Origin of the sequence: Maribacter corallii, from assembly GCF_047345415.1 — a bacterium.
GTDB lineage: Bacteria > Bacteroidota > Bacteroidia > Flavobacteriales > Flavobacteriaceae > Maribacter_C.
Map to the genome: position 1 here is coordinate 309,201 of NZ_JBLFEP010000005.1, position 17,300 is coordinate 326,500.

The 17,300-nt window shown below is 42.8% G+C and carries 11 protein-coding genes; all 11 read right to left on the bottom strand.

Annotated elements, in window-relative coordinates:
• Nucleotides 1-74: 74 nt before the first annotated feature.
• The 11 genes from ACKWCA_RS18895 to ACKWCA_RS18945 all read right to left on the bottom strand — a co-directional run bounded on the left by ACKWCA_RS18895 (nucleotide 75) and on the right by ACKWCA_RS18945 (nucleotide 17,271).
• Nucleotides 75-1,823: a hypothetical protein gene (locus ACKWCA_RS18895; protein ID WP_413979794.1), complete on the bottom strand. Its 1,749-nt coding sequence runs from the start codon at nucleotides 1,821-1,823 to the stop codon at nucleotides 75-77.
• Nucleotides 1,816-4,032: a tryptophan-rich sensory protein gene (locus ACKWCA_RS18900; RefSeq protein ID WP_413979795.1), complete on the bottom strand. Its 2,217-nt coding sequence runs from the start codon at nucleotides 4,030-4,032 to the stop codon at nucleotides 1,816-1,818. The genes ACKWCA_RS18895 and ACKWCA_RS18900 overlap by 8 nt, the downstream gene beginning before the upstream one ends.
• Entirely contained in the window at nucleotides 4,029-5,309 is a 1,281-nt protein-coding gene (locus ACKWCA_RS18905; RefSeq protein ID WP_413979796.1) for a BatA domain-containing protein, read from the bottom strand. The genes ACKWCA_RS18900 and ACKWCA_RS18905 overlap by 4 nt, the downstream gene beginning before the upstream one ends.
• Nucleotides 5,309-6,205 carry a DUF58 domain-containing protein gene (locus ACKWCA_RS18910; RefSeq protein WP_413979797.1) on the bottom strand — a complete coding sequence of 299 codons (897 nt, stop codon included), beginning with the start codon at nucleotides 6,203-6,205 and terminating at the stop codon, nucleotides 5,309-5,311. Before ACKWCA_RS18910 ends, ACKWCA_RS18905 begins: the two co-directional genes overlap by 1 nt.
• A gap of 21 nt (nucleotides 6,206-6,226) precedes the next feature.
• Nucleotides 6,227-7,216 carry an AAA family ATPase gene (locus ACKWCA_RS18915; protein ID WP_413979798.1) on the bottom strand — a complete coding sequence of 330 codons (990 nt, stop codon included), beginning with the start codon at nucleotides 7,214-7,216 and terminating at the stop codon, nucleotides 6,227-6,229.
• A 9-nt stretch (nucleotides 7,217-7,225) separates the two neighbouring features.
• The gene (locus ACKWCA_RS18920; RefSeq protein WP_413979799.1) at nucleotides 7,226-7,846 is read right to left on the bottom strand and encodes a DUF4159 domain-containing protein; all 621 of its coding nucleotides are present in this window, start codon (nucleotides 7,844-7,846) and stop codon (nucleotides 7,226-7,228) included.
• Nucleotides 7,847-7,923: 77 nt separating this feature from the next.
• Nucleotides 7,924-9,240 (bottom strand): TldD/PmbA family protein, encoded by a 1,317-nt coding sequence (locus ACKWCA_RS18925; protein WP_413979800.1) that lies wholly within the window; start codon nucleotides 9,238-9,240, stop codon nucleotides 7,924-7,926.
• 29 nt (nucleotides 9,241-9,269) lie between these two features.
• Complete coding sequence (locus tag ACKWCA_RS18930; RefSeq protein ID WP_413979801.1) at nucleotides 9,270-10,910, bottom strand: TldD/PmbA family protein; 1,641 nt, start codon at nucleotides 10,908-10,910, stop codon at nucleotides 9,270-9,272.
• Nucleotides 10,911-11,148: 238 nt separating this feature from the next.
• Nucleotides 11,149-11,880, bottom strand: a complete 732-nt coding sequence (locus ACKWCA_RS18935; protein ID WP_413979802.1) for a 4'-phosphopantetheinyl transferase family protein — start codon at nucleotides 11,878-11,880, stop codon at nucleotides 11,149-11,151.
• A gap of 11 nt (nucleotides 11,881-11,891) precedes the next feature.
• Nucleotides 11,892-13,241: a nucleotide disphospho-sugar-binding domain-containing protein gene (locus tag ACKWCA_RS18940; protein ID WP_413979803.1), complete on the bottom strand. Its 1,350-nt coding sequence runs from the start codon at nucleotides 13,239-13,241 to the stop codon at nucleotides 11,892-11,894.
• A 10-nt stretch (nucleotides 13,242-13,251) separates the two neighbouring features.
• On the bottom strand, nucleotides 13,252-17,271 hold the full coding sequence (locus ACKWCA_RS18945) for a non-ribosomal peptide synthetase (protein WP_413979804.1): 4,020 nt from the start codon (nucleotides 17,269-17,271) through the stop codon (nucleotides 13,252-13,254).
• Nucleotides 17,272-17,300: the final 29 nt, after the last annotated feature.

Below are 17,300 nucleotides of genomic sequence, written 5' to 3' on the forward strand. Positions count from 1 at the left end.
ATATTAAACACATAAAAACACCTAAATAATCGTTAAATAACACCTTATTCAAAACCCGCATAGTTCGATAAATTTCAATTCTTGATCAATTTAGGCGCCAACCACAAATAACCCATTCCCGCAATACCGACTAAAAAAAACCAAATCGGATGAATCGGTCGCAGGACTTTTTTGTCGTTTGTGGAAACCTTTGCATCGGAAAAATGTCGTTTGTTCTGCATTCTTGTTCCAAAAGCTCTTAATGACTTCCATTGCGAATTATCCATTACATAGAAATTAAGGGTCGACAGCGAGTCGTTGGCCGATGAAATGGTATTCCATCCGATTGCTCTGGGATATGTAGTTCCCATGTAGCGTTCTTTGATATCTAAATGTTGCCTAAGCGCTATTCGACCGTTCGCACCAAAGACTTGGGGGTTGTCTTCCGATGTGCGTACCACAAAAGAGAAGGGTTCGTTGTCATAGATCAACTTTTCCATTGGTTCCCAATCCAAAATCGCTTCGTTTCTCTTGGCTATTGCCGTAATCATTTGAGCCCAAAATTGCTGGTAGGCCTCCTTATTACCATTTAACACTAACTGGTAGCTATTGCCCACTACTGTAGTACCGATCCTTCCTCGACCCATTCTACTGTACGCTGATACTATCCTATCATTTGACCTATGTATCGTTTGCAATCCAATAGCGTTTTCAAAAGTGAAAGGATATTTTTCAAGGGATAGGTCTGGCCATTCATCCAAGGTTATTTTAGATGTAGTCTCCCTTAAAAACTCAAAATTGGAAGCGCGAATAGGCAACCTAAAAAAATCGTCATCCGGTAAAACCAATACGCCAAGACCATCATGTTTCATGACCTTTTCTATAGTACGGATCGAACTTTCAGAAAGATTGGCCAAAGAATTTGCATCGATAAGCAGCACATCCATAGTTTCGAGCAGCTCCTGGGAAAGTGCATAAAACGAACGACGCTCGGTATTGAAATATTCAAATTTATACTTCCCACGAGACAATTGGTTACGCACTACCAACTCATTTCCGCCTTCTGCCAAAAAGTTTTTCAGGTACTTCGAATCGAAGGTCGGAAAACCTTGGATCATCAAAAGCCGTAACTCTTTTTTTGGTTTCACAAGAACCGGTAGCGGTTCATTGGCAATTGTGACACCACTAGAATCCTTTTCGAGAAGATGATAAAGGTATCGTCCACTCACCTTCAAATCGTTTGATAATTCGAAATCGGAACGTCCTAGGGTATCGATCAAAACGGAATCTATAGGATTACCTCCCGGATCGGCCAAAATAAGTTTGCGCTTTTCCTGATTGGCTTTGTAGCTGCCACGAACTGTCCAATCATCACCGACCCTCGTCTCTCGTTCATAATTCAATTGTAGGACCCCCTCGGGTTCGCCAGCATCCAAATAGGTAGTGGGTACACCATCCAACTGCCAAAAATCAAAAGTCCGAACGCCGTTTCCAACAATGAACAAGGACGAAATAGAATCTAAAATACCACTCATTGGTACATTCTCAACATAAGGAATCTGTTTTAACCTTTTATATCGTTTCTTTAGACTATCCAGTTGTTCTTTACCATAGTCTTCCGTGAGTAGTACCCCTTGGGTTCCATCATGCCCCTCTAGAATCATAGGCCTCAGTAGCAATAGGACCAACGCGATTATGGTAATCAGGGCGATTAAGGCATGTAGATAGTACTGCTTTCTGGGAAGTGACCATTCTTTCCAAAGAAATAGTGCGAATAGCAATAGTGCTCCGATACCTACTGGCCAGATAAAATCAATATGCACAAAGCTGAACGTATTAGTCATTGGTTTCCAATTCTTGGAGTACAAGTTCGTTCAAATCACTAATGGCTTCACCCTGCTTGGTGGGTTTTGCAATAGGTTTTGGAATAGCGGCCAGTACACCTCTTAAAATTTGACGTAGTTCTTTTTCTGACCAATGTCGTTCACGATCTGAAAGCCATTTTAATTTTTGTAACGTTTCAAGGTACTTCCCAGGTTCTTCAATTGCCAATTGGGCCAACTCGTTACCCGATTCCTTGAAGAGTATCCTATCAGATTCCTGATAGTCGTTTCGTTCTATAAGTTGTTCCAATCTTTCCGCTGCCTTTCTTAGGAAATTCAAGTCATCGTAAACCGAAATGTTTTCTTTTTTTTGGAAACTCACGATGTCATCCAGTTCTCCGGTCAATCGCTTGTCTTCTTTAATAGGTGGAGGATCAAAGCCGATACGATGCACATAAATACGGGCACTATTCTTGATTTCCTGAATCAATTTCAAGGCTCGGTATTGATAAGGCAGGGACTTTTCAGGGGTGTATAGGCGTAGGTATAATTCTGCATCCCACATTTCCGTCATTGCCTGTCGCAGCTTGCTCTTTAGTGATTGCGTAAACAAGGTAGACTCCTCGGGGTCATCATGATTGTGAAGGTAACTTTCCAAAGGGTCCTCGTCCTCGTGTTCTCCATCTTCGTGATCCACTAGATGATGTTCATTGCTCCCATCATGGTCATGCGTGTATTTTGATAAAGGGTCTTCATCTTCATTAACATCCTCATCTTGGGCTTCTTCCACAGTGACCTCTTCCGCAACTGTGATACCTGATTCGGCCTCATCGCCCATAAATTCCCCATACTTTAGACGAAGGGCTTTCTGATCAAACCCCAACTCATTACTGGTGGAATTAAAATCGTTTTTGGGCAGTCTATTTTTGTCCGCTATCAACTTTTCCGTATCGATAATTAGTTGCCGCTGACTTCTAAAGTAGTCAGGCATTAAATCAGCGCCCATGGTTCCTTCCACTGCAAATTGATTGGTAAGGGTATCCCGTATCACAGCGAAATACGTTTCGCTTCGACTGGTATTTGGTCTAGGTTCTTTAGTGTCAACAGCGGAAATATAAAAGTAAAGCTCATCTCCAGGCACCATCCCAAGATTGTCCAAGTCGATTTTTTTTGAGAGTTGAAGGGTATTTTCACCTTGCCGCAGTCTCGTTTCGAAAGGCAAACGTTCTTCCCTAAATTTAACCGATTCCCCCTCTCCTCTACTTACTGTCGCAACGACATATACATCGGTAATCCCAAAATCGTCAGTTAGAACTGCTTCAAATTCAATGGTCTTATCGTCATCGAATTCAAAGGTGGTGAATTGCTTTAGTTTCTGAATCTCTATTACTGGGGCTTCATCTTCGAAAAGTTCAAGTGCATAAAGCTCCGATTGGTGTGAAGTTGAATCCTTGGCCTCAAACTTGAAATTATAAAATCCGGAAGCTGTCAACTGCATTCGATGTTCATAACCATTACTGTTCCTTGACATGTTATAGGCTGCTTCGTTATCCTCAAAAAAAACCTGGTTTGGAGGAGTATCAAACCGTAAGCGCCATTTAAGTTTGGATCCCTCTAATGCCTTGATATTCATATTGCTTGTTGTCACAGGAGCACTATTCGTATATGCAGGATATTGAATGACAAGTTCTTGAAACACTATGTTTGGGGGTGTATACTTCAATTCAGACGAATCCAAGGGTGTGAACAAGATTTGCCGGTCACCTTGTGCGGGAACGGAATCGGTAGATCGTAATGAGGTACCATACTGATTTGCCAAAAGGGATAGCAGTCCACATGCGCCCAGAACTATAAACGCACTTTTCATATGGACGTTTGGGCGAACCTTATGGATGCTCCTCTCCAATACCTTTCTTACCTTGTGTTGCTGAAGTCGCGCTAAACTTGACAACTCTCCGCTGGACACTAATAAGAGTCCGGTACTGTATTCAGTAGTTTCCAATTCATGGTCAAGATATTGCCCAACTTTCTCTAAGGTCAGCTGCCATGGTTTTCGAAACAGCAGTGCAAGAAGCCCAACACCCATAAAGGTAAATACAGCCCATATGATGTCTTTGGTCAAAAAGTAAATGAGCATGGCCGGCCCAAGGGCATAAAGCACTATCACAATGGCCTGCATTATCGACCATCGTTTCTTGAACCTTAAAAGTAGTTGTTTCCCTGAGCTCATTGTTTGCGATATTTAGCCAGTACACGTTCTAATGCGATCATCAAGAAAAGTAGTCCCCATAACCACGTGAACGGATCAACAAGTCCTGCTGTGTCAGTAGCCATCGGTGGGTCAGTTCGGTGTGGTCGTAACTCATCTTTAGTTGCGACGCGCTTATCGTTATCAAGGATCTTTTCTTCCATATCCTTACGCAAGTTCAATACGATGTAGAGTTGTTCCGCAAGATGTTCCGAGAATACGTTCTCATTGTTCAAGCGACTGGTCAGCACATATACATTCTTATCGATGGTAGGTTCAATGAGCCCATTGGCTAAGGTCGAAGAATTAAAAATCAGCTGTTTTACGCTTAAGTTCTGTTCGGGTGGATCGCCTAGCCAAATAGATAGATCATATGTGGCATCGACGGAATCCTGTCCTGGATTTTCATCAAGGATTAGGGGACGATTCATCAATTTTGCAACCGCCTTGAGGGCTGCGCTAAGATAGTGTCGCTCTTGCATTAGACTATCGTGATACCTCATCAAGACCATGATAGGTTCCGGGGTCCGGAGGGGCATTAAAACCCCATTTATAAAGACACTATCTGCGGGCTTATTCGATTTTACGTCAATACTATTTTTAGACTGTTCTTCGCTTTCGACATATAGGCCATCAGCATCGCTCACAAGGGTCAATATGGTCAAGGTATCTCTTGCGAGCGCTACTTCAAGGAGTTGATTTTGCGTATCACCCGACGGAAGTACGGTCCAATTGACATGATTGGCCCCATAAGGGCGCTTGCCTTTTATTCCTGAAACAAAGCCTTCAGTAATAACAATAATGCTATCTGCTGGCAAGGCGTTCATTTTCTGTGCTAATTGCCAGTATTCAGGAATCTCATTTTCCCTTTTTCCCGGACTGTACCCTTCCGCATTCGGAAAACCGTCCATAAGCACTTTGACTTCTTCCGCTGGAGTCTCGTTCAACAGTCGTTTTACATGATCGTTATTTAGAAGCGAGGGCTCTATGAGATATACTAGTGACATTCGGGCACTGGTATCGGTAGTTCTTGGTGAGGCAAGTAATAAAGTGATGAGCAGTACGGTCAATACCCTCAATACCAAAAGCCATAATTCGTTCAATCGAACCGTACTGGTACGTTTGGGTTCCGATTCCTGCAATAACTGGGTACTGCCGACTTTAACCGTCACTACTTTTCGTCTACTCCATAAATGGATGGCTATGGGAATGAGAATTCCTAAGGACAACCACAAATATGTCGGGTTCAAAAAAGTCATTACAATAATGATTTTCGACGCTTTAGGAACAACTGTAATACTTCGGAAATAGGTTCGTTCAAGCGAAACAATTGATAACCAATGCCCTGACTTAAGAATCCATTGTTCATAGCGCTCATTTTCTTGGTAAGTGACCGTAGGTACAGTTCTTTAGCCTTTTTCGTATCTACTTTGACTTTTGCACCCGTTTCGAGATCTTCAAAGATCACATAACCCTGATAGTTGAATTCCAGCTCATCTTCCCCCATGATATGAAGTACGACCAATTCGTTTCGCTTGGTTTTCAAATTCTGGATCATTCGGGTGAGCTCACCATCTGACTCATACATATCCGTAATAAAGAAAAGGAGCTCTTTGTGACCACTATTGGGCATCTGGTGCAAAAAGTCGCTTTTTTCGGGCCATTGGCCATGGCCCTCGATTTGAATAAGCTCATTTAAAAATCGCTTGTATTGTTGTTTTTGAACCGTTGGCCTAATGGTCTTGATCTTGGTATCGTTCAAAGCATAGAGACCTATAGCATCACCCTGGCTTTGGGCCAAGTGGGCCAAAGAGGCCGTCAACACCTTTACATAGTCCATTTTTGAAAGGGATTTCTCGGTATGCACCATCGACTTGCTCGCATCCACAATGAATTTCACCGTAATATGGGTCTCTATTTCAGATTGCTTGATGTAATACCTTCCTGAACGCGCCAACATTTTCCAATCCAATAGTCGCATGTCATCTCCAGGTTCATAACCGCGGTATTGACTAAATTCAAGTCCCACTCCTACGCGACGACTCTGATGAAGACCAGACAAGTAGCCATCAACAATGACACGGGCTATTAAGGACAACCCGGAGATACTGTTGATTATTTTAGGTTCTAGCAGTTGCCGATAGTCTTGTTTCACGCGTATTTTTTCTAGGTACGGTTACTGTTTCTTCAGAATTTCGGTGGTGACATCATCTGGACTAATGGCATTTGCCTCAGCTTTAAAATTAACGAGGATACGATGTCTCAAAACGGGATATGCCATATGTTTCACGTCTTCCAATGTCACCGATAGGCGTCCCTGCTGTAATGCTCGTGCCTTGGCGGTCAATATCATAGCTTGACCTGCTCTTGGCCCCGCTCCCCAGCCTACCCACTCCTTGACATAGTCGAGTGTGGTCGTTTCAGGTCTTGTGGCACGTACTATAGTGCTAACATAGTCAATTAGCTCATCACTTATCGGTACCTCTCGCACCAATTCTTGAAGCCTAATGATCTCATCGCCGTTGAGTATTTTTTGTACGCTCTCTTTTTTAGACCCGGTCGTATTCCTGAGGATATGGCTTTCTTCGGATGCCGTGGGATATCCAATTTTGATGTACAACAAAAACCGATCTTGCTGCGCCTCGGGCAAGGGAAAGGTGCCTGACTGTTCGATAGGGTTCTGGGTAGCCAAAATAAAAAACGGACGATCCAACTTATAGGTTTTTCCGGAATAGGTTACCTCGAATTCTTGCATGGCCTCTAAAAGGGCTGCCTGTGTCTTAGGCGGGGTCCGGTTGATTTCATCGGCCAAAATAATGTTGGCGAAGATCGGTCCTTTATTGAACTCGAAAAACTTCTTGCCCGTCGTGTGGTCCTCTTCTAGAATCTCAGTACCTATAATATCTGAGGGCATCAAATCTGGCGTAAATTGTATGCGCTTAAAGTTCAGATCGATCGATTGGGCCAAGGTTCGAATCATTAAGGTCTTTGCCAATCCTGGTACTCCTTCCAACAACGCGTGTCCGCCGGCCAAGAATGTAATCAGTAAATGCTCGATGGTCTCTTCTTGTCCTACAATTACTTTACCGATTTCTGCCTTCAGATCAGTAAGTTTTTGGGTCAAGGTTTGAACTTCTTGTGCAATCTCCACTAAATGTTTTTCCATATCTTTTCTTTATGATGTCAGTGCATACATCACGATATTCACCCCAAATCTGGTATTATCTATTTTATACCAACGTTTATTCCTAAAATCGTAATCCCATTCACAACCATAGTCCTTGTTACTATACAAAACCGCTATTCTTCCATTGATCTCGATGGCTTTAAGGTACTCGTGAACAAGGTCATCACCCCATCCGTTCAATTCTTGTGAGGTTGTCGGAGGTCCATCCTCAAATTCAAAAAATATCTTGTAGATCTCGTGGTCATTCGGTATTTTCTTCAGTTCCGTTTCACCGAAAATTTCGCTCATTTGCCCTTCAAAAGATTTTGCAAATAAGCCATCAATATCATGATTACAGTCATCGACGAATACAAAACCACCGTTGTTCACATACTTTTCAAAGTTTTCCCGTTCCTTTTTGGTAAACTGAACCAATTTATGGCCTGATAAATAGCAAAAAGGACATTTGAATATCTCGTCACTGGCCAAAGTGACAATATTCTCTTGGGTATCTACTTCTAAGGTGGTATACTCTACTAGGGAATTTAATAAATTGGAGGGCATGCGCTGATCAACATCCCAGTCACCTGATTCGTATTGCAATCTTGTAAAGAAAAAGGCATTGCTCAAGAGAATATCCCATTTTAAACAAAAACTGGTTGCTAAGAATGTCTCAAAACAACCAGTTGATGTCAAATTATATATGACTATACGGCATCGGACAAACTAGTAAAAGTGAAATCCCTGATTTTCATATAAGGAATCAAGTTGCCGTCAACCCGAGCCTGTTTTCCAAGTGTCTCCAGATTATTCAACATGATGATAGGACTCTCGTTAAATCTAAAATTCTTCACAGGATATTTAATGGCTCCATTCTCAATATAGAACGTTCCGTCACGAGTTAATCCCGTATAAAGAAGGGTTTGCGGATCAACGGATCTGATGTACCACAATCGGGTCACTAAAATTCCCTTTTTAGTACTCTTGATCAATTCATCAAGCGAGGCATCACCGCCACCCATAATAAAATTACTCGGAAACGGCACGGGTTCCACTCCTTTCTGTTCGGCCCAATATCGGCTATACGCCAGATTTTTCACTACTCCGTTTTCAATCCAAGAGGTTTTATTCAAGGGTTGTCCTGCCCCATTCCAAGTAGCGCTGGGCACTTCAGGATTCACGGGATCGGACCAGAGATTCACACGTTCATCAACGATTTTTTCTCCTATTTTGGTTCCTCCACCCTCTTTTGACATAAAACTACGACCTTCATCGGCTTGACGTGCATTAATCGATCGTCCTAGCCCGTTCAAAAGACCTAGGCCGGCTGAAGGCTCCAAGATAACGGTATATTTACCCGGTTCAATAGCCTTGGCCTCCCTCGATAATACGGCTTTATCTATCGCTACTTTTGAAGCTTCCGCGGCATCGAACTTGCTCACATCGTTCACATCCCGGGTAACCCAGCCCGAACCGGTTCCATCATTGGTACGCATGGTTACGGTAAATTCTAAGGTAGTCTCCTTGTTATATGCAAAGAGTCCGTTCGAGTTCATCATCGCGCTAAAGCCTGCGGAATCGTCCAAAAAACCCGCTGCTGTCACATCTTTTGCGGCTGCAGGTGCAATACTGCTATTGGCTACCTCGGCCCTGAATTCGGGAGTAATATTTGCTGTTGCTTCCGTATAGTTGATCGCCTTTTCATATTTCTGAGGACCTAAGGGTTCCATAAACTCGGGATTCTCAGGTGACAGTTTTGCCAATTCCTCGGCCCTTGCTACCACCCTTTTCAATGATTCATCATCAAATTCGTCTATCGTGGCGGTACCCATTTTTTTTCCGAAATTGGATTGTACCACCAACGTCTGATTGGATCGGTAACCTGCCGTGGAAACGGAATTTCTTGCATATCTGATATTACCGCTCTCGCTTCCCTCTAAATTTATTTCGCAAGCATCGGCCGTGGAAAAGCTCATCGCTTTCTCCATTATTTTTTTTGCTTCTTCTTCTGTATATATTGCCATTGTTTTTTCCTTTTAACGTGAAACTCCGATTAAACGGTTCTACCGGTATTAATAACATTGATGTCATTAAATCTCGTGGTAGAACTACCATGGGAAACCGCGCTTACCTGTGGGGGTTGTCCTTTTCCATCGAAGAAAGACCCGAACAATCGGTAGTCATTCTTATCACAAATCTTAGCACAAGAGTTCCAAAACTCCTGCGTATTCGATTGGTATGCCACATCATTCAACATACCCACGATCTCACCGTTTTTGATTTCATAGAAGACAGTACCTCCAAATTGGAAATTATACCGCTGCTGATCAATGGAATAGGAACCACGTCCTGCGATATAAATTCCTTTTTCAACATCTTTGATCATCTCTGCCACGGAATATGGTTCTTTTCCTGCTTCCAAGGAAATATTGGGCATTCGTTGAAACTGTACGTCGTTCCAACTCTGCGCATAACAGCAGCCGTGTGATTCATTCTGATCGATCATTTTCACCTGATCGCGAATCGCTTGATAGTTCACCAAAACACCATTTCGAATGATATCCCATTGCTTGCAGGGCACTCCCTCATCATCATAGCCTACAGCACCTAACGAACCTGGTTGGGTTTTATCAGCAAATATGTTGACAATATCACTGCCGTATTTGAAATCTTTCGACTTCCATTTGTCTATGGTTGCAAAACTAGTACCTGCGTAGTTGGCTTCATAACCCAAAACACGATCCAATTCCGTAGGATGTCCTACCGATTCGTGAATGGTAAGACCTAAATGGTTGGGTTCAAGGACCAAATCATACTTACCGGGATCCACCGATTTTGCGCTTAACATTTCTTTGGCCTGAATTGCAGCTGTAGTAGCATCTTCGACCATATCGTAGCTATTGCGATATAGCTTGAGACCTGCCGCCCCGTCAAGCTTCTCTGAAGCCAGACCGTCCATATATTCATAGCCCATGCCCATTGGTGCACTCATGGCCTGCCTGGTTTTGAATTTACCGGCCGACTGGTCGACCGCAGTGACTCCGAATGTGGGCCAAATACGATGAACGTCCTGATCGATATATGAGCCGTCCGTTGAAGCGAAATATTTTTGCTCATTCACCATGAACAACGCAGAATTCACAAAATTGGCGCCGTTTTCGAGAGCTGCCGCATTGGCGCTTAACAATAAATCTACTTTTTCGGAAATCGGAACATCCTTAAAGTCCTTTTTAATAGGGGTTTTCCAAGAAACCTCTCCCTGCCCTGAAACTGGTGCCAGCACTACAGGTTCTTTTTGAAATTTCGAATTTGCTTTGGCAATGGCCACGGCCTGACCGGTCGCTTTTTTGATACCATCTTCGGTAACGTCATTTGTGGAGGCAAAACCCCAGGTACCATTGACGATGACACGAATTCCAATTCCGAAAGACTCGGTATTGACAACGTTTTGAACCTTATCTTCACGAGTGAACACGTACTGGTTCAAATATCTACCAATTCTTGAATCCGCATAGGTAGCACCCATAGATTTCGCGGTGTTGAGCGCGACATCCGCCATACGTTTTTTGACTATCACGTCCATACCCGGTGCGAGTAGTGCCTCAGCGGAAATGCTTGTGCCCATCATGGTAGTGGGTAAGAGCAATGCACCCGCTCCAAGGCCAGACATTTGAACAAAATCCCTTCTTTTCATATACTGTATGTTTTGATTGATTTAAACTTTATGCCTTGGGTAGACGTGCTAAAATAAATCGATTCACATCAACCTTTTCAACGGCATCAGCACAAGATAGTCAAAAGAGTCAATTCGAGAAAAGTGAACATTGGGTGTATCTTAAATTTAAAGATAACTTTAACACATAAGTCAGGGAATCGTATTTTTTAGGACCAAAGATTGGGCTGAAATGATCACCGATTATGTTAGGATAGGTCTATGAGAGCGTACTAATGTCGACCAAATTAGCAAATTCAACACCCTTTGATTTATCTCTGATTGCCAACGCTCCAATATATTGCTGTTCTGGCAGGAATGAATATAAACTCCAATTATCTTTTTCCTGAAGATCCCATTCCGTTTGAATCAAGGTCGCCTCGTGGTCATGGTCCAATGATACCGCAAACTTATCTAAAGGGAAAGAGAGTCCGCTTCCTTCCGCTTTGATGAAAGACTCCTTACGTGTCCAACAGCGGTAAAACGCACGCGTTAATTCCGTCTCTGGAATGTTTTCCATTGCCGCTATTTCATGTTCGGAGAAGAAATTTCGAGCCAACTCCATTAGGTCGAAATCGTCTTTGACCTGTTCGATATCTACGCCGACCTCTGTATCGAGAACAAAGGCAAATACCGCCATATCACCCGAATGTGAAACATTGAACTTTAACGTACTGTCAAGAAGGTAAGGCTTTCCATACGTTGTATATTCCAGTAGTATTTCCGAAGGAGGTAGTTCCAAGTAACCCCCAAGAAGTGTTCGCAGCACTCCACGGGTAATTATAAAGCTATTCCTATCTTTCTGAAACTTAAAACGGCCTGCGCGTCTCACTTCATCCGCAGATAGTACGCTTCTAAAAGTAGGAAGCAGGAATTCATTTTTTGAAAAAGTACAATACCAAATCTGTGCTAGTTCATGTAACCTTGATCTGTCGAGCTTTCTGTTCAGCACCTTCTTCGGTTTTAGTATTCTTTTTCTTCGAACAAGAGCGGGCTTAAAGCTCTGGCCCGATAGTCTTGATATATATTATTGAATTCGATCATCTTAGCACGAAAGGCCTTATTGGTCAAGACCTCGTCAATATTCGACCTGATCTGTTCGGCACCATCACGATCTTTATCACCCAGAACTCCTAGACCGTGATACGCCATTCTGGCTGCACTTCCATCTTGATCGGTTTTCTTACCTGAATAGAGCACCATAGGAACGGTGTAATGTAAACACTCGTTCATCGTATTGTTGCCCGCATGGGTAACCACACAATCAGCATGCGAAATCACCTCGGGTTGGGGCACCCAATTGAACAAATGAATCTGCGAAGGAACTTCTCCAAAATCGGCAATGTTCAAATTAGGCCCCAAAGAAAGAACTAGCTGCCATCCTTCTTGGTCGGTGCATGCCTTGATCACTTTCTTTAAAAAAACCACTCCACTCGTCGCCATTGAACCGACGGAACCATAAATCAATTGACCCTTTTCCGTGTCCCTTTTCCTGTAGATGGTTTTTAGCCTGTCAGCTACTGCCGGGTCTTCCTTCTGAAGGTTCCGATTTTCGCGAATCATTGGACCCACATAAATCATATTTTTTGCTAATTTGTGAGGGAACTCAAGTTCTGACATGGTCATTGTAACAATCGGCAATTTCGTAAAACTATAAAGTGGCGGTAGTGTATTGACCAAGAGACCACTCGTATCGAAACCGATGTTTTTGGCATATTTTTTAAACATCCATCTTCGGTAGTTTGTGAAAGTCAGACGATTCAATACTACCCGAGCATTTATCTTTGCTCGCATTAGCAACCAGGAGAACAAAATACCGACCTTGGTGCCACTAACACCACGGCCCGGAATTACCCCGGTTCGAATTGAAGGACTTTTAAGACTGATCTTATCGGAAAACCAGGTTGTTGTAAGCTTCACCGGAATTTTCAATTCAATTGCGGTAAAGATCATGTCATGAATTTCAACGTCTATCAGGGCTAAATCAGGATTTACCTGACGAAAAAGCGCTTTGTGCTCTTCTAATTTTAAAATCTTTATTCCTTCGGAATAATGACTTTTTAAATACTTCAAATGAAATCGTAATTTTTTGAACCAAGACGATTCCATAGCACTTCTTCTTGGATCTTTATAATCAAATGTGATTTTGGAAACCGCTAACGCATTGAATCCATAAGACTGGATTTTTACCAAGGTACTCGGTTGACATAGGTACGTAATCTCATGACCTTCTTTCTGAAGTCTTGAAGCCAATTCAAAACTTGCATTGATCCTTCCGGTTAAAAGGCCTGTCACAAGTACAATATGCGCCATCTCTTAAGAATTAGTGATCAAACATACACTTTTCTATAGCTTTTGCCGTGTACTTCACATATGGTTCGTCAAAAAGTTCGCGATGACTGCCCCTGGTACGTACAATAGTTACATCACTTTTCACGACTTCTTGCCAAGAACGCACGGTTTCCTTATTCAAGGCTTCATGGTCTTTCTTGGTCAATATCAATGAAACTTCTCCGTCAAACGGTTTCCATGTATAGGTTTGACTCAAGTCCATCAGATTGACTCGAAGTTTTTCCAGTTCCCGAGATTCCTCGTCGACCTCAAAATTACTTCTCCATTTTAAACGGATCAATGCATATTTTGAAATAATCATATTGCGCACGGACCGAAAGGGTGCCTTGACAAAACGCATGAGAAAGGTCTGAATTCGTATTCTCAGTCTTCGTGGCGTATTGAGTACCGCCGGCGCCGTCATAGTGTCCATAACGATTAAGTTGATTTTTTCACCTTTTTCCGCTAATAGAAGGGCCATTTCGTTACCTACGGCAGCACTAAAGCAATAGACCAGAATATTATAAGGTCCTTGGGGTTGTACCTTTTTTATAGCTTCAAGATAGTCACGGGTCATCTCACTTACGCTTCTATGCATTGCCTTATCGCCATATACTCCTGAAGGTTGTAGCGCGTAAATAGGGGTATCCTTCTCCAAATAGTCGGTCAACTTATTGTAAAAGAACACATGGCCGCCTCCGGCATGGATACAAAAAAGTGGTTTTTTAGAACCTTCTTTTCGTAAGGGTACCATATAATCCCACTGATCATCCTGCTGTTGATTTTGGTCTACAAAAGCAGCCAATTCACGAATGGTCTGATAATCGAATAATTGATTCGGCGAAATGACCATACCCATTTTGCGTGCTTCGGAAATTACTTGAATCGTCATTATCGAATTTCCCCCTATTTCAAAAAAGTTATCATCCACTGCCAAGCCGTTGAACCCCAATATTTTTTCCCAAATAGCAATTAAAGTACCCTCTGTTTCCGTAAGCTCTTCTGACGGCCCAATAGGGTCTAATAACTTTTCCATGGGAAGGGTCTCCAAATACTTCTTGTCCACTTTGCCGTTGGGCAGTTTGACAAAAGTGTCTTGAACGACAATTTGTGCGGGCACCATATGTTTCGGAAGCAGGCGTTTTAAGAAGGATTTGATTTCCTGCAATTCAACTTTGGACCTTAAGATAAGGTAAGCGACTAAAATACCGTTCGCACTCCCTTGTTCTGCAGGTTTGATGACAACGGCCGCATCCTTGACCTGTCGATGGGTCAGCAAGGTTTCCTCGATTTCATCAAGTTCTATCCTAAAACCTCGCAGTTTTACCTGGGAATCTACCCGTCCTAAAAATGCGATGTTGCCATCAGCTCGAAATCGGCCTAGATCACCCGACTTGTACATCAGCTTTTTTTCGCCATCGGCAGCAAACGGATTTTCGACAAACTTGGTTTTGGTAAGCTCCGGTTTTCCCAGATACCCCTGAGACAAGCCATTACCTGAAATGTAGATCTCTCCCATAGCCCCAAAGGGCACATGGCGTAAGCGAGCGTCAAGTAAATGGATCTTGGCCCCCTTAATGGCTCGACCTATAGGGATCGATTTGTATCGATCATCAGGCTCAATTCGATGGGCGGTACACCATACAGTAGCTTCGGTCGGGCCGTATTCGTTGTATAGAACAACCGACTCAGGTAAAAGGTCGAAATGTCTTTCCGGTAGTTGGGAAGGACATGCTTCACCCGCCACAATGACCGTTCGCAGTTGACTTAAGGCATTGATTGAAATGTGTTCCAGCATCAACCCATACAGCGTGGGTAACGTCAATACATGCGAAATCTTATGAGTTAAGATTTGCTCTTGCATGGCAGCCATATCTTGCTCCAATCTCTTTTTTGCAATAACGAGATTGCCTCCTGAACATAAGGTCCAGAAAATGCCTGCTTTAGAACTGTCAAAAGAAATGGAAGACAACAACAAAAACGCACTTGGATTTTCTTCATAAAAAGAAAATCGAGCTTTCGTAGAATCTAAAATATTTTGATGTGAAATCGGTACTCCCTTAGGTTTTCCGGTACTCCCGGATGTATAAATCACGTAGGCCAAATCATTGCCGCCAACCTCTGGCAAAATCGTTCCTGTAGTAGTGCTTGTCATCTGCGGAGCAGAAACAGAGATACTGTCAACACCTAATTCCTCAAAATCAGCTACATAATCATCCTGTGTCAGCACCAATGTAGCATTAGCATCTTGAACGATATATTTAAGTCGTTCCTTGGGGTATTCGGGATCTAGTGGAACATAGGCCGATCCCGACTTTAACACTGCCAAAAGACCTACGATCATGTCAAGGGAACGCTCAATACACAGACCTATAAAGGTATTTTCACCTCCGGTAAACCTGATCAAGTTACTAGCTATAGTCGTCGCCTTGGTGTTCAATTCACTATAGGTCATCGACTGGTTGCCGAAACTGATCGCGATAGCATCAGGGGTCCTAGAGGCAAATGCCTCTATCGATTTATGAATACCGCCAGCATAGTTAAAATCAGTATGTTCGGCGTTCGGTAAGGAAATTTCGGAGAACAACGCTGTTTCTTCAGGTGTTCTCATCGGCAATTCGGAAATTACCACGCTTTGATTCTTCACCACACCCTCGGCCAAGAGATGCAGATGGGCCAATAACCGATCTATAGTCGAGGCTTCAAATAAATCCGTAGCATATTCGAAACTCGCTGTCAACACGCCGTCCTTTTTGGAAACAAATAGGGTAAGATCGAATTTGGAACTTTCTAAGCGCACCAAGTCGTTTTTCTCAAGAATCAAACCTTCACCAAAGTCCGGTGTTGTTGATTCCGTATTATAGACAAACATGACCTGAAAAAACGGATTACTCCCGGCAGACCGCTCAGGGTTCAATTCCTTTACGAGAACATCAAAAGGAATGTCTCTATGCGCGAATGCCTGCAGCGTATTCGACTTGACCTTAGCCAAAACCTCTGCGTAGGTATTGCCCCCATCAATCTCATTTCTAAGTACTAAGGTATCCAGGAAAAAACCCAACAGATCTTCCAATCCTTTATGGTTTCTTTTCGCAATGGGTGAGCCGACCAAAATGTCTTTTTGATCCGTATGTCGATACAGCAAGATGTAAAACAATGAGAGTAACAAGACAAAAGGGGTTACTTCCGATTCCGTTGCCAAATTCAGAAGCTCCTCGGAGAGTTTTCGAGAAAACTCCAAGGATTTATGAGATCCCCGATACGAGGGCAATACAGGTCTTTTAAAGTCCGTTTGTAGCGCCAGGTTCGGCGTATGATTCGATAAAGCCTTTTTCCAAAAAGTCAATTCTTTTTCCGGCAATTTTCGAGTATCGTCCCAATAAGCGAAATCACTGAATTGCAATTCCGGTTTTTCATTGGGAAGCTGTTGACCTGATTTCAACTTCCTGTAATTTTTCGCCAAAAGCTTCATGAAGATATCCATGGACCATTCATCAGTGATGATATGGTGCATGGTCACGCTCAGTATATGATAGCCCTTATCAATTGAGAAAACACGCACTCTGAGTAATGGTGACCTGCTCAATTCAAAAGGTGTCGTAAAATCTTCCGCAACAACTTGTCGTACTGTAGCAAGCGCTTCATCGAGGGGAAATGCACCCAATTCATGCACTTCAATGGTCAATGGCGAATCATAGTCTATTTTCAGTTCGAGTCCATCACTACCAGCAATGCAACTAGACCTGAGTATATCGTGCGACTCATAAATTTGGCGAATACTACTTTTCAAATAGGAAATCGACCAATCGCCTTTAAGATCATAGAGCTCGCCATAATTGTAGAAGGAGTTTTCTTTGTTTAGATCTTGCAGGAACCACAATCCCTTCTGCCCATTAGACAACGGTATGGCAACATTTGAAGGAGCTTTAGGAATCTCGCCAGGCAAATCTCCCTTCTTATCCCTACGCTTCCATTTCGAAAGTAAATCGTCTTTTACCAGTTCACTTTTCAACCTAAAATCTTTTTCTTCTTCACCAACTT

Bases quoted from the DNA above. Each gene is read 5' to 3' on its own strand.
- ACKWCA_RS18895 (WP_413979794.1), bottom strand. From the start codon at position 1,823: ATGACTAATACGTTCAGCTTTGTGCATATTGATTTTATCTGGCCAGTA.
- ACKWCA_RS18900 (WP_413979795.1), bottom strand. From the start codon at position 4,032: ATGAGCTCAGGGAAACAACTACTTTTAAGGTTCAAGAAACGATGGTCG.
- ACKWCA_RS18905 (WP_413979796.1), bottom strand. From the start codon at position 5,309: ATGACTTTTTTGAACCCGACATATTTGTGGTTGTCCTTAGGAATTCTC.
- ACKWCA_RS18915 (WP_413979798.1), bottom strand. From the start codon at position 7,216: ATGGAAAAACATTTAGTGGAGATTGCACAAGAAGTTCAAACCTTGACC.
- ACKWCA_RS18925 (WP_413979800.1), bottom strand. From the start codon at position 9,240: ATGGCAATATATACAGAAGAAGAAGCAAAAAAAATAATGGAGAAAGCG.
- ACKWCA_RS18930 (WP_413979801.1), bottom strand. From the start codon at position 10,910: ATGAAAAGAAGGGATTTTGTTCAAATGTCTGGCCTTGGAGCGGGTGCA.
- ACKWCA_RS18940 (WP_413979803.1), bottom strand. From the start codon at position 13,241: ATGGCGCATATTGTACTTGTGACAGGCCTTTTAACCGGAAGGATCAAT.